This is a genomic window from Pseudonocardia benzenivorans CB1190 (genome assembly GCF_000196675.2).
In the GTDB taxonomy this organism is placed as follows: domain Bacteria; phylum Actinomycetota; class Actinomycetes; order Mycobacteriales; family Pseudonocardiaceae; genus Pseudonocardia; species Pseudonocardia benzenivorans.
On the sequence record NC_015312.1, the window covers coordinates 6,359,415 to 6,371,881 of the forward strand.

The following is a 12,467-nucleotide window of genomic DNA, read 5'->3' on the forward strand; positions in this document are numbered from 1 at the left end:
TGGGTGCGCTCCGGACAGACGTGCCGCTCAGCGCAGGCCCTCCTTCGCCCCTGGGCGCCCGTGCGGAGCGGGCGTAGCGTCCGGCCGCCGAGGCGGAAGGGGACGACGTCATGGGCAGCGAGAGACTGAGTCTGTCCGTGATACCCGGAGCCGGCTGGAGCGCCGATGACATCCGGTCGGTGGCCCGGGCGGCGGACGACGCCGGCTTCGAGGCGATCTTCACGACCGAGGTCAACAACGACGCGATTGCCACCGCCCAGCTGATGGGCTCGGCGACCGAGCGCATCAGGGTCGGCACCATACCCACGTTCCTCGGCAGCGACCTCGCAGAATGCCGGGACGCGGCGCGGCAGAATCTCGCGCTCTACACCGGGCTCCCCTTCTTCCGGCGGATGTGGCGCAGCAGTGGCTACGTCGCGGAGGTCGAGCAGATGGAAGCAGGCGACGGAGCGGCATCGCTCAGCGACGCGATGCTGGACTCGTTCTGCCTGCTCGGGCCCGTCGCGCGGTGCCGCGAACGGCTGGCCGAATACCGCTCCAGCGGGGTCGACCTGCCGATACTGGGTCCGCCGGTCGGCCCTGGCCCGGCCCGACAGGTCATCGACGCCTTCGCTGCCTGACGTCGAGGATGTGATCGAGCCCTGCCGGGGGTCGCTGCGAACCCTCGTCCTGCCGGGCCACGAGCCGACATCAATACCGAATGAAAGTATTTCCGTGGGGGTACGTCGTCTGAGAACACTCGCAAGCTCAGACGCTCGTCAGCTGGTCCTGGATGTCGAACTCGAGCTCCTGGGCGACGGCCATGTAGACGCTCTGTTCGAGCTGGTTGCCGTTCATCCTGACGGTTCCCCGAGGCCCCTCGTAGACGAGACCCTCGGCCGCGGCGATCATCCGGTGGACGTCGAGACTGCCGGCTCGCGTCACCAGCCGGGCCAGCAGCAACATCGCCTCATAGCACGATTCGCCGATGCTGTTGAGCGGCGGAGCGCCGGCGCCGAAGCGCTGGTAGTAGCGGGCGGCGAACTCGAGGCTCTGGGTCGTGTTCAACCCGTCGAAGTAGCCGGCCGCGGCGAACAGCCCGGTGTTGGCCGCACCGCTCCCGGCGAGCAGCATGTTCTCCTCGACGTGCGGACTGAGCCTCTCCACCGTGCCGACCAGGCCCCACTCGGCGAACTGCCGGTTGAACTCCACGCCGTCCTGCCCGACGAGCAGCATCAGCACGCTGTCGGCGCCGCACACCTCGATCTCGTGCAGGACGCGGGAGAAGTCGGTGGTGCCGAGCGGTACGTAGACCTCGCGCAGCAGCGGCGTCCCCGCCCGGCGTGCCTCGGCGCGCGCCGCGGTTCCGGTGAGTCGCGGCCAGATGTAGTCGTTGCCGACGAGCAGCCAGCGCCGCGCACCGAGCTGGCTCGTCATCCACCGCATCGCGGGCACGAGCTGCGAGGCGGGCGTCTCCCCCGCCATGAAGACCCCGGGGGTGTTCTCCCCGCCCTCGTGCAGCGGCGCGTAGACGTACGGCACCCGGTGCGCGGTCCGCCGGGCGACCTCACGGCGCACGGCGGAGATGTGCCAACCGGTGACCGCGTCGACCGCGCCCATCGTGATCAGCGCGTCCACCTGGTCGGCCACGACCTTCGGCGGTGCGGCGCCGTCGACCACGGTCAGCCGGACCTCGCGCCCCAGCAGCCCCGACCCGGCGTTGAGCTCCTCGACCGCGAGGGTCGCGCACGACTCACAGGAGGCGCCGTAGATGCCGGCCGAACCCTGCAGGGGCATGACGAACGCGAGGTCGAGCGTGTCGCGTGCGGCACGACTCATCGCGTCTCCTTCGCGTGCTCCGAGCGCCCCGAGAGTGTCTCATGTGAAATGCTGTCGTTTGAAAACGTCAGGTTTCGGGGAGGGATCGCGGCATGGGAGACCCTACGGCGCAGGTCAGCCTCGCGCTACTGCTTGCGCAGGCCGAGCGATACGCGACCGACCGGCTCGACGACGTGCTGCGGGCGACCGGGTTGACCGTCGACCAGTACCGGGTGCTGCTCCAGCTGGCCGACGGTCACGGGCACTCGATGACCGAGGTCGCAGAGCAGGCGGTGCTCTCGCCCGCGACCCTGACCAGGGTCGTCGACCGGCTCAGCCAGCTGAACCTCCTGCACCGCCGGATCGACCCGATCGATCGGCGGCGCGCCCTGCTCTACATGTCCCACCGCGGCGAGCCGCTGCTGCGGCAGATCATCAACGAGGAGGGGGCACTCCAGGAGGAGCTGGAGGCACGGCTCGGGGTCGTGGACTACAACCACCTCCTCGACACCCTCCAGACCATGATCTCGGCCTCCGCCACCGCGTCGGCCGGCCGATGACGCGGGACCTCCCCGAACCGGCCGCCGCCCGGCCGACAAGTTGGTCGTTCCGGGTGAAAACAAACCATATGAAATGAAATGTGGTCCACGGGCGGTCTAGGGTCCTCCGCACGACGCCGGGCCGCCCGGCATCCCGCACGCCGACGTGGAGGAGTGACTCGCCGATGCATGGACCACACGACGTAGGTGGCCGCGACGGCCTCGGCCCGGTGATCGAGGTCTTCAAGGATCCCGACCAGCCGCCGTTCCGGTACGCCTTCGAGGGCCGGATGCACGCCCTCACCGCGATGGCGATCGCGGGCGGCGCCTTCAACCTCGACGAGCAGCGGCACGGTATCGAGCTGATGCCGTGGGCGCACTACACCGACTCGAACTACTACGAGCACTGGCTCTACTCGGTCGAGAAGCTGCTCAACGACAAGGGAATCATCACCCACGAGGAGATCGACGAGCGGGTCCGCACCCAGCCCGCCGGCTCGTTCACCGCGAACCCGCCGAAGCCCGAGACCCTGAGCCCGCTCGCCGACAAGATGATGGGCGTCCTGTGGGCCGGCACCCCGCACAACGTCGACACCGACCAGGAGCCCCGGTTCGCACCTGGTGACACGGTTCGCGTCCGCAACATCAACGTCGCATCGCACAACCGACTGCCGGGCTACCTCAACCGGGCGGTCGGGGTCGTCCACTGGCACCACGGGGCGCACCACGATCCGGCCGCCAGCGCGCACCGCCAGGTCGACGAGCCCAACCACCTCTACACCGTCCGGTTCGACAAGGCCGATCTGTGGGGTTCCGAGGTCGCGGACGGGCAGGGCGACTTCCACCTCTACGCCGACCTGTTCGAGAGCTACCTCGACCCCGCCGACGCCTGACCGGCCTCACCGAAGCGAGAGAGACAACCATGACTACTCCCGAGAAGCTCGAGAGCGGCAAGCTGAGCTGGATGTCCCTCGACGACGTCGAGGCCCGCGTCCGGGCACTGGAGTCACTGCTCGTCGAGCGTGGCCTTGCCGAGTCCGCGGCCGTCGACGCGGTCGTGAACGCGTTCGAGAACGACATGGGGCCGATGAACGGCGCCAAGGTCGTCGCCCGCGCGTGGACCGAGCCCGACTTCAAGGAGTGGCTCCTGCGGGACGCCACCTCGGCCATCGGGTCGATGGGCTTCACCGGCCTGCAGAGCGAGCACCTGCTGGCGGTCGAGAACACCGACGACGTGCACAACGTCATCGTCTGCACGCTCTGCTCCTGCTATCCGTGGACGCTGCTGGGAATCCCGCCGGCCTGGTTCAAGTACCCGCAGTACCGAGCGCGGGTCGTGAAGGAGCCGCGCGAGGTGCTGAAGGAGTTCGGCGTCGAGCTCGGCCCGGAGGTCCGGATCGACGTCTGGGACACGAGCGCCGAGCTGCGCTACCTGGTGCTGCCCCAGCGCCCGGCCGGCACCGAGGGCTGGAGCGCCGAGCAGCTCGCCGAGATCGTCAGCCGTGACTCCATGGTCGGCGTCGCACTCGTGAGCGTGCCCTCATGACCGCCTCGATCACGGTCCCCGACCTCGAGGGCGTCGCGGCGATCCCGCGCTCGAACGGCGAGCCGACCTTCGACGCGCCGTGGCAGAGTCGGGCGTTCGGCATGGTCGTGAGCCTGCACGAGCAGGGGCTCTACCCCTGGGACGAGTTCAAGACCCTGCTGATCGACGAGATCGAGCGCAGCGGCATCACCGACACCTGCGACCCGGCGGTGTACTACCGGCAGTTCACCGGCGCGTTCTTCCGCCTGCTCGAGGCCCGGGGCATCCTCTCGGCCGAGGACCTGGAGGTGCGCACCGACGAGGAGAAGCGGCTGCTCGCCCACGAGGACGAGCACACCGACGACCACGGGCACGGGCACTGACCGCGGACTCCCTTCGAGACGAACTCGGCCGACGTCCTGCGGACGCCGGCCGAGTTCGCTCGTTCCCGCGGTCAGCGGACCCCGGCGGCACGCGCACGCAGGTCCCGGTGGATCGCGTCGTAGGCGGGGACCTCCGGCAGCAACGACTTGCGGACCTTCGTCACCGCGCTGTAGTTCGCGTCGACGACGTTGGCGATCGGCGTCAGGGAGATCTGGGTCAGCAGCTGATAGGCGTCGAGGTGGTCGATCCCGTGCAGCTCGCCGAGCCAGTGGACCATCTCCACCTGCCCGATCCGCCACGCGTCCTCGAGCGGGCGCGACGAGCCGACGGTCATGATGAACTCGTCGTTCTCGAGCCTCGGCCAGGCCGGCGCACGCCCCTTGATCAGCTCGACGATCAGCGTCGAGTCCATCGCACCCTCGATCGCCGTCCCACAGCTCTCCCCCTCGCCCTGCCGGTAGTGGCCGTCGCCGATCGAGAAGAGCGCGCCCGGCACGTTGACCGGCAGGTACACGGTGACCCCCGCCCGCATCTCGGGCGTGTCCATGTTGCCCCCGAAGTTGTCGGGCGTCAGCGACGTCCGGACCTCCCGCAACGGCGGCGCGACGCCGACGGTCCCGAGCATCGGCTCCAACGGCAGCTCGACCGAGAACGGTTCGCGGCCTGCCACCGGGCGCTGGGCCTCGAACAAGGCCACGTTCCGCGTGCGATCGACCTGGTAGATCCAGGTCAGCTCGGGCAGGGGTTCCTGCAGCAGTCGCGTGCGATCGGTGCTCGTCAGACCGCCGAAGAACGGGATCGTCGTCGACGCGGCCCAGTCCCGGGCCGGGGTCAGGTCGACGATGTGCAGGACCAGCGTGTCGCCGGGTTCTGCCCCTTCCACGTAGAACGGTCCGGTCTGCGGGTTCAGGTAGCGCGTGTCGAGCAGTTCGGTCGGGCGGTCCGTCGCACGCTGGAGAACTCCTCCGAAGGCGTCCTCGCTCCACAGTCGCAGGACGTCGCCCGGCTCGACCTTCCGGACGGGAGCCACGCCACCGAACGTGAAGACGTAGTCCGACGCGGTGGGCCGGAACTCGATGTCAGCCATCAAAACCTCTTCTCATTAAGTTTCATCTGAAATGATATCTTGAGGTCAAGCTAGAGGGAAGATAGAGTAAGCCCAGTTCACAGCCACCTTGAGCGCGATCCGCAGAACCTTCCAAGTGCTGGCTGTCTCGTTCAGTTCACACTCCGCGAGAAGGGACCCGCTATGGGAGAGAAGACTGCACTCACGGTGTCGGTAGGCCTGTGGGGAGCGATCTCCACCTGGCTGACGGCGACGATCCTGCCGCTGCCCGTGTGGGTCGTCTTCCTCGCGTGGGCGTGCGCGTTCCTGGTGGGGAGCGGCATCCGGGGCGCGGCCCTGTCGGCACTGGCCAACCTGGTTGGCATCGCGGTCGCGACCGCGACCCTGCTTCTGGTGACGGCGGCCGGCGGCGGCACACTCGTGCTGGGGATCGGCGTCGGGCTCGGTAGCGCCCTGATGATCGCCCTGTCCCGAATCCCGTTGCTCGCCGCCGCTCCGGCCATCGTTGTCGGGTTCGCGATCACGGTCGCCACGATGGTTGCCACCGACGTGCCGATCACGCGCGCAGGCGCCGATCACCCCGCCCTGGTCGCGGCGGCCGCCGTGGTGACGGGAGCCGTGTTCGCCGTCCTGTCGGGACGCACCGCCGCGCTGCTCACCGCGCGCCGTCGAGGGACGGACCCGGTCGGCGAAGCGGCTGCGTGACGGGTCTCCATCGCCGGCCCAGGTGACCTCGGCCGCACGTCGGCCGCACGGGAACGACACACTCCTCGCCGGCTCGACGAGACATCGGCCCCGGCGGTTTCGCCGCCGACCGACCTGGCCGGACCTGCCGCGGGCCGTCCCGCCGAATCCCCGGGTGAGCGTCGTCGGCGCCGGCAGCCCGGCGCCGCGCGATCAGATCCGAGCGCCATGTCGCGCAGCGGGATCCGCGAATGCCGCTGACCACCGGAGCACCCTGGCCGTCCGGACGAGTCGGGCCGCGTCGGCTCTCGTTGACGACCATCGACGCGGCCGGCGACGCGATATCGCACGATGCCCGAGTCGGGCGGCGGCGCCACGCGCGGCAGCGCGCCAGGAGCAGCGCGGAGGTGTGGCCGCGCCCCGACCCCCCCGCCCGGGGCGGTTCATCAGCACCCTGACGTCGGTCCGTTCGGCGCCGACGGGCGTCGCCGCACGACCGCCGCGGGCACCGGTGTCGGACACGCCCTGGCCCCGAACCGGCCGATCCCTGCCTCCGAGTCGAGAGCCGCGACGACGCCGCGGTCCCCTTCAGGCGGCGCCGGTATGCGCCGCCGGAGGCCCGTCCGTGCGTCAGGCCGGGTCCGTGGCCTCGGCAGGCGCCTGCCGACGCAGGTGCTCGACCAGCGTCTTGCGCGGCGGGTTGAACACGTCGATCTCATCACAGCGGGTATCGCGGGTCCGGGCGCCGTGCGGCACCCACGGTGGGATCACGGCGACATCACCGGCGCGCATCACGCGCACCTCGCCGTCGAGCTCGAACTCGAACTCGCCGTCGAGCACGATGACGATCTGCTCCTCTTCGTGCTGGTGAACCGGAGCCTCGGTGTTCGGTTCGAAGTGCACGAAGTTCGTCATCATCTGTTCGCCGAGAACCGGACGGAACGCCAGTCCGGGCACGAACTCGACCGGCTCGATCGCCCTGGCGTCGACGTAGCGGCCGGGAGCAGTGGGGACGCCTCCGGACTCGCTGCTGAAGTGGGACCGGCTCACAGGGGTCCTCCTCGGGGGACTGGGTGCGGATGGCGAGGGGAAGACTGCCAGATGCACAGCAGAACGATTGTAACCGTCATACTCTCCTGAATGTATAGACGAAGTCTTCTGAGGCGTCTTCACATCTCGTATGAAAGGTCATGAGCCCGGTCTACCTGACATCAGTGTGCGCTCACCGAGCCGCGACCTTCTGCGCCTGGGCGCACCGCTGCGGTCGTCGCGACTCACCCCCGGACGCCGCCCACGGCGAGCGTGCACGAGCCCTCGACGACGACGAGGACCGACGGACCGGCGTTCACCGGTCCTCATGCCAGGAGCGATCGACCGGTAGCATTGCGCCCGAGATGACGAAGTGTGATGCCCCGTCCGCCGATGAACTTCTAGTTGACAAGTAGGAGGGAGCGAACTGTGGCAGTCGACAGGGCGCCTCTGTCCGGCCTCGCCGACGTGGCGTCCAGACCGCACGTCACCGTTCACCTCGACGACACCGATCGCCGCATCCTGGTCCTGCTCGCCGAGGACGCACGGCTCTCCCAACGGGCGCTCGCCCGGCAGTTGCACATGTCCCCGCCCGCTATCGGGGAGCGACTCGCTCGCCTCGAGCGGGTCGGCGTGATCCGCGGGTACCGGGTCGACATCGACTGGGCCGCCCTCGGCTACGTCACCGGCTACCTGGCGGTCACCGCCGTACAGGGCGCCGACCAGAGTGAAGTCATGCGTGGACTGCACCAACTGCCCGAGGTGCAGGAGGTCATGGTGATCACGGGTTCGATGGACATGCTCGCCCGCGTCCGGGTGCGCGACTACACCCACCTGCGGAAGTTCCTGCTCGAGCGGGTGTGGCAGATGCCCGGCATCCAGCGGACGGAGACGTTCCTGTCCCTGGCCGAGATGCCGTCGAAGGAGGCGAGCGTCGACCTGCTCGGCTCGGACGACGAGGACGTCACGCGCTCGTCCGACCAGGGCTGAGGAGCTCGGCGAGACGTCGGATCCCCTCGTCGATGGCGACCGGCTCCACGCCGCTGAAGGCGAGCCGCAGCTCGTTGCCCCCACGCTCGACCGTGTAGAACGGCCGGCCCGGAACGTAGGCGACACCGAGCTGTGTCGCCGGCGCGACCAACGCACGGGTGTCGATGTGAGCGGGTGCGGTCAACCACACGAAGAATCCACCGCGCGGGCGCAGCCAGGTGACCCCGTCCGGCATGTACCGCTCGAGGGCGTCCGTCATCGCCTCGGCACGGGCCCGGTACAGAGCACGAGCCTTGACGAGGTTCGCGGTGAGGTGTCCGCCGTCGAGGAACTCGGCCATCAGCATCTGACCGAGCGCGCCCGCACACTGGTCGCTGTTCTGTTTCGCCGACGTCATCGCGCTGACCACCGCGTCCGGGCCGACCGCCCAGCCGAGCCGTACACCCGGCATGAAGATCTTGCTGAACGTGCCGAGCTGGAGGACCCCGTCGGGAGCGAGTGACCAGAGGCTCGGCAACGCGTGCCCGTCGAACCCGAGCTCCCGGTACGCGACGTCCTCCACGATCAGCACCCCGTACCGACGGCACAGCTCGACGAGGCCGCGACGCCGCTCCGGCGGGAGGGTCCTGCCGGTCGGGTTCTGGTGGTCGGGGATGACGTAGAGCAGCTTGGGCGGTCGACCATGTCCGAGCGCGGCCTCGAGCGCATCCAGCCGCAAGCCCTGCTCGTCCATCTCGACACCGTCGACCGTCGCTTCGAAACCGGTGAAGGCCGTGATCGCACCGAGGTATGTCGGCGCCTCCACGAGTACCCGGTCACCGGGGTCCAGCAAGGTGCGGGCGAGCAGTTGCAGGCCTTCGATCCCACCACTGGTGATCAGGACGTCTGCGGGGTCGACGCCGACGCCCTGGCTCCGTTCGAGCTGCGCGGACACCGCTGCGCGCGCGGCCGGCAGGCCTTCCGTGGGTGAGTACTGCAGCGCCACGGCGGCGTCGGCGCCGGCCAGCCGCGGCAGCAGCTGCCGCAGGGCGTCGGTCGGGAACACCTCCGGCGCCGGGAAACCGCCGGAGAAGGTGATCACGTCGGCGGCGCCCGCCAGCGACAGGATGGCCGTGAGCTCGTCCCCGAAGCTCGACGTCCGCCGCGCGAAGGTCGCCGACCAGTCGACGGCGTCCGTCCCGCGTGGCCTGGACGGGTCGGCCGGCAGGTAGCTCACAGACACTCTCCAGAGAAGCGATCGGATGGCAAACCATCGAGATGGTTGCGAAGTGTGAGGTACGTTAGAAGTCACGGCTGCTGTTTGACAACAAGAGAGCGGTGAGGTGTGACAGTCGACAACGCACCGGTTCGGCTCGTCGCCATGGGCTCGCACGCGTGAGACCACGAGCAAGGGCTTCCTCGACCATGAAGCTCAACGAGGTCGCCGCGGCCATGTCCGCCTCCGGGATCCGGGAGATCATGAACGCGGCCTGGGGGAGGTCCGACGTCCTGCACCTGGAGGTCGGCCAACCCGACTTCCCCACGCCACCCGCGATCGCGGCGGCCGCCGACGACGCGGCTCGGGCCGGTCACACCGGCTACACGCCGACCGCGGGCATTCCCGAGCTCCGGGAGGCGCTGGCCGAGAAGGTCCGCGTCCGCAACGGGTTCGCCGTCGAACCCGGCCAGGTGGTCCTCGGCAATGGCGGCGCGCAGGCGATCCACGCGAGCATGGCGGTACTCACCGAGCCGGGCGACGGAATCCTGCTGCCGAATCCTGCGTGGCCGAACTTCGTCATGATGGCGGAGCTGCTACGCCTCGACGTCGCGCACTACGGACTCGTCGCGGCCCGGGGCTACCTCCCCGACGTGGCCGAGCTGGAACGGTTGGTCACCCCGCGCACCCGGGTGCTGCTCCTCAACTCGCCGAGCAATCCGCTGGGGGTCGCCATCGGACGCGAACCGATGACCGCGCTCCTCGACTTCGCCGCCCGGCACGACCTGTGGGTGCTGTCCGACGAGTGCTACGACCAGATCACCTTCGACGGGACGGCAGTCAGCCCGGCAGCCCTGGACCGGAGCAGCCGCGTCGTCTCGGTGTTCAGCTTCTCCAAGACGTACGCCATGACCGGGTGGCGCCTCGGCTACGCCACGGCGCCACCCGAGGTCGCCGAGGTACTGGCCAAGACCCAGGAGCCGTTGATCTCCTGCATCAACACCCCGGCCCAGTACGCGGGCCTCGCGGCACTCACCCTGCCGTCCGAGGTGCTCGACGGCATGGTGACGGCCTACAAGCAGCGACGCGACGCCGTCGTCGGCCTGCTCGCCGAGCTGGGGATGACGACGTTCCGGCCCTCCGGCGCCTTCTACGCGTGGGTCGACGTTCGCGGCTCCGGCCTGGGTTCCCGCGAGTTCGCGCTGCGGCTGCTCGCCGAGGAACGGGTCGCCGTCGCGCCCGGAACCGCCTTCGGCTCACTCGGGGAGGGTTTCGTACGAGTCTCCCTCGCCGCGTCGACACAGGACCTGACCGAGGGCTGCGTTCGGATCGCCCGCCTGTGGCAGCGACTGCACGACGACACCGCTGCCCACGTCGCGCCATGACCTCGACCTGGAGCACCCTCGGCTCTGCCGCAGTTGGAGCAGCCGGGCGCGATTGTAATGTTAAAACCGCTGTCACGATTCGACCGGAAGATTTGACAGCACATTCTCTAGTCAACCGGCGACGCCGCTGCTAGCGTTCTCTGGCATCTGATGACCGGCGTGACCCCGACGCACGACACAGACCCATTTGCAGCCACCGACTCGCCGGCCGGAACGGTCCGGCGGGGTCCGGTGACGGCCCGAGAGGATCTCCATGTCGACCTTCCGGCTCCGACGGCGAGAACTGCGCCGCCCGGTCCTGATGACCGTCGGTACCGTCCTGGCACTCGCGCTGGCCGGCGGCTGCTCGGCGACCAGTTCGGGTCCGGTCGGAACCGGCGGCGGGGGCGGCTCGCAGCTGACGGTCGCGTTGTTCCAGAACCCGGACTCGCTCGACCCCGCCGCAACCGGGCTGGTGTCGGTGTCACAGATCGACGCGGCCATCTTCGACACGCTGACCTACAAGTTCGCCGGCGACGACAAGATCTACCCGGGACTGGCCACGAGCTACGAGATCTCACCGGACGGCACCACCTACACGCTGCACCTGCGCACCGGCGTGAAGTTCCAGGACGGCACGCCGTTCAACGCGCAGGCGGTCAAGGCCAACTTCGACCACATCGTCGACCCGGCCACCAAGTCCAAGTCGGCCATCGGCGCCCTCGGCCCGTACAAGGAGACACAGGTCGTCGACGACTCGACCGCCAAGGTCGTCTTCAAGGAGCCGAACCTGGCGTTCGAGAACGAGATGTCTCAGGTCACCCTGGGCATGTCCTCGCCGACGGCACTGCAGAAGTACGGCGCCGGCTACGGCAACCACCCGGTCGGCACCGGTCCGTTCACGTTCGAGAGCTTCACGAACGGCCAGCAGGTCCGCGTGACCCGCAATCCCGACTACGCCTGGGGTCCCGACAAGCTGGGCAGCGGCCCGGCGAAGCTCGACGCGATCACCTTCCGGATCCTGTCCGACCCGTCGGCACAGCGGAACGCTCTGAACACCAACGAGGTCCAGGTCGCGGGCAATCTCACCCCCCAGGACGTCGCGACCGCGGTCGGCGCCGGCGCGAAGACGGCCACCGCGACGTCCAGCGGCATGCCCTACGGCTACCTGATCAACGTCGACAAGGCACCCACGAACGACCTCGCGGTGCGCCAGGCGATTCAGCTCGCCGTCGACAAGAAGTCGATCCTGGACACACTGTTCGAGGGCCAGTTCGATCCCGCCTCCAGTGTGCTCACGGCGAGTACGCCCGGCTTCGTCGCCGACGGCGTGACCTACGACCCCGACAAGGCCGGCCAGATGCTCGACCAGGCGGGCTGGACCAAGGGGCCCGACGGGATGCGGAGCAAGGGCGGCACACCGCTCACCCTCGACCTGATCAACATCACCGGATTCGGGTTCGACGACATCTCCACGCTGCTGCAGGCACAGCTGAAGAAGGTCGGCATCGCCGTCACGATCACCGACCAGGGCTTCCCCGCCGTGGCCACGACGTACAACCAGGGCACGCAGAACCTCGCCAACTGGTTCTACTACGACGTCGACCCCTTCACGCTGAACACGGTGTTCGCCTGCAACCAGGTGCAGTCGGGCTTCAACTGGAGTCACTACTGCAACGCCGACCTCGACGCCAAGATCATTGCGGCCAACGCCACAGTGGACCGGGACCAGCGCACGAAGGCCTACCAGGACATCGTGACGACGCTGAACCAGGCTGCGGCGTTCCTACCGATCTACGACACGAAGACGGTCCTGGTGACCAAGGGCGTCTCCGGCATCCAGTTCGGCCCGACCGGCCAGCCGTACTTCACCTCGGCCACCCGGTGACCGCCT

General features: G+C 68.9%; 13 protein-coding genes. 9 read left to right on the forward strand and 4 right to left on the reverse strand.

What is annotated here, in order from left to right:
- Positions 1-110: 110 nt before the first annotated feature.
- Positions 111-620 carry an LLM class oxidoreductase gene (locus PSED_RS30125; RefSeq protein WP_013678012.1) on the forward strand — a complete coding sequence of 170 codons (510 nt, stop codon included), beginning with the start codon at positions 111-113 and terminating at the stop codon, positions 618-620.
- 127 nt (positions 621-747) lie between these two features.
- Here PSED_RS30125 and PSED_RS30130 read toward each other — a convergent pair whose 3' ends face one another.
- The gene (locus tag PSED_RS30130) at positions 748-1,818 is read right to left on the reverse strand and encodes a substrate-binding domain-containing protein (RefSeq protein ID WP_013678013.1); all 1,071 of its coding nucleotides are present in this window, start codon (positions 1,816-1,818) and stop codon (positions 748-750) included.
- A 92-nt stretch (positions 1,819-1,910) separates the two neighbouring features.
- Between PSED_RS30130 and PSED_RS30135 the strand changes: the two genes are divergently transcribed.
- The 4 genes from PSED_RS30135 (at position 1,911) to PSED_RS30150 (ending at position 4,244) form a co-directional block, all read left to right on the forward strand.
- The gene (locus PSED_RS30135) at positions 1,911-2,357 is read left to right on the forward strand and encodes a MarR family winged helix-turn-helix transcriptional regulator (RefSeq protein WP_013678014.1); all 447 of its coding nucleotides are present in this window, start codon (positions 1,911-1,913) and stop codon (positions 2,355-2,357) included.
- Positions 2,358-2,521: 164 nt separating this feature from the next.
- The gene (nthB, locus tag PSED_RS30140) at positions 2,522-3,229 is read left to right on the forward strand and encodes a nitrile hydratase subunit beta (RefSeq protein WP_013678015.1); all 708 of its coding nucleotides are present in this window, start codon (positions 2,522-2,524) and stop codon (positions 3,227-3,229) included.
- Between the two features lie 29 nt (positions 3,230-3,258).
- Positions 3,259-3,882 (forward strand): nitrile hydratase subunit alpha, encoded by a 624-nt coding sequence (gene nthA, locus PSED_RS30145; protein ID WP_013678016.1) that lies wholly within the window; start codon positions 3,259-3,261, stop codon positions 3,880-3,882.
- The gene (locus tag PSED_RS30150) at positions 3,879-4,244 is read left to right on the forward strand and encodes a nitrile hydratase accessory protein (protein ID WP_013678017.1); all 366 of its coding nucleotides are present in this window, start codon (positions 3,879-3,881) and stop codon (positions 4,242-4,244) included. Before nthA ends, PSED_RS30150 begins: the two co-directional genes overlap by 4 nt.
- A gap of 71 nt (positions 4,245-4,315) precedes the next feature.
- Here PSED_RS30150 and PSED_RS30155 read toward each other — a convergent pair whose 3' ends face one another.
- On the reverse strand, positions 4,316-5,332 hold the full coding sequence (locus tag PSED_RS30155; protein ID WP_013678018.1) for an acetamidase/formamidase family protein: 1,017 nt from the start codon (positions 5,330-5,332) through the stop codon (positions 4,316-4,318).
- A 162-nt stretch (positions 5,333-5,494) separates the two neighbouring features.
- Here PSED_RS30155 and PSED_RS30160 point away from each other — a divergent pair, with 162 nt between their 5' ends.
- Positions 5,495-6,016, forward strand: a complete 522-nt coding sequence (locus PSED_RS30160) for a DUF1097 domain-containing protein (protein ID WP_013678019.1) — start codon at positions 5,495-5,497, stop codon at positions 6,014-6,016.
- Between the two features lie 609 nt (positions 6,017-6,625).
- On the opposite strand, the gene PSED_RS30165 is transcribed toward PSED_RS30160, so the two are convergent.
- The gene (locus tag PSED_RS30165) at positions 6,626-7,045 is read right to left on the reverse strand and encodes a cupin domain-containing protein (RefSeq protein WP_013678020.1); all 420 of its coding nucleotides are present in this window, start codon (positions 7,043-7,045) and stop codon (positions 6,626-6,628) included.
- 408 nt (positions 7,046-7,453) lie between these two features.
- Between PSED_RS30165 and PSED_RS30170 the strand changes: the two genes are divergently transcribed.
- The gene (locus tag PSED_RS30170; protein WP_013678021.1) at positions 7,454-8,014 is read left to right on the forward strand and encodes an Lrp/AsnC family transcriptional regulator; all 561 of its coding nucleotides are present in this window, start codon (positions 7,454-7,456) and stop codon (positions 8,012-8,014) included.
- On the opposite strand, the gene PSED_RS30175 is transcribed toward PSED_RS30170, so the two are convergent.
- On the reverse strand, positions 7,989-9,230 hold the full coding sequence (locus PSED_RS30175; protein ID WP_013678022.1) for an aminotransferase-like domain-containing protein: 1,242 nt from the start codon (positions 9,228-9,230) through the stop codon (positions 7,989-7,991). The two genes, PSED_RS30170 and PSED_RS30175, sit on opposite strands and share 26 nt — an antisense overlap.
- A 188-nt stretch (positions 9,231-9,418) precedes the next feature.
- On the opposite strand from PSED_RS30175, the gene PSED_RS30180 reads away from it, so the two are divergent.
- Both PSED_RS30180 and PSED_RS30185 read left to right on the forward strand, forming a co-directional pair.
- Positions 9,419-10,594, forward strand: coding sequence for a pyridoxal phosphate-dependent aminotransferase (locus PSED_RS30180; RefSeq protein WP_013678023.1), 1,176 nt, complete (start codon positions 9,419-9,421; stop codon positions 10,592-10,594).
- A 253-nt stretch (positions 10,595-10,847) separates the two neighbouring features.
- Positions 10,848-12,461, forward strand: coding sequence for an ABC transporter substrate-binding protein (locus tag PSED_RS30185; RefSeq protein ID WP_013678024.1), 1,614 nt, complete (start codon positions 10,848-10,850; stop codon positions 12,459-12,461).
- The last annotated feature ends 6 nt before the right edge of the window (positions 12,462-12,467 follow it).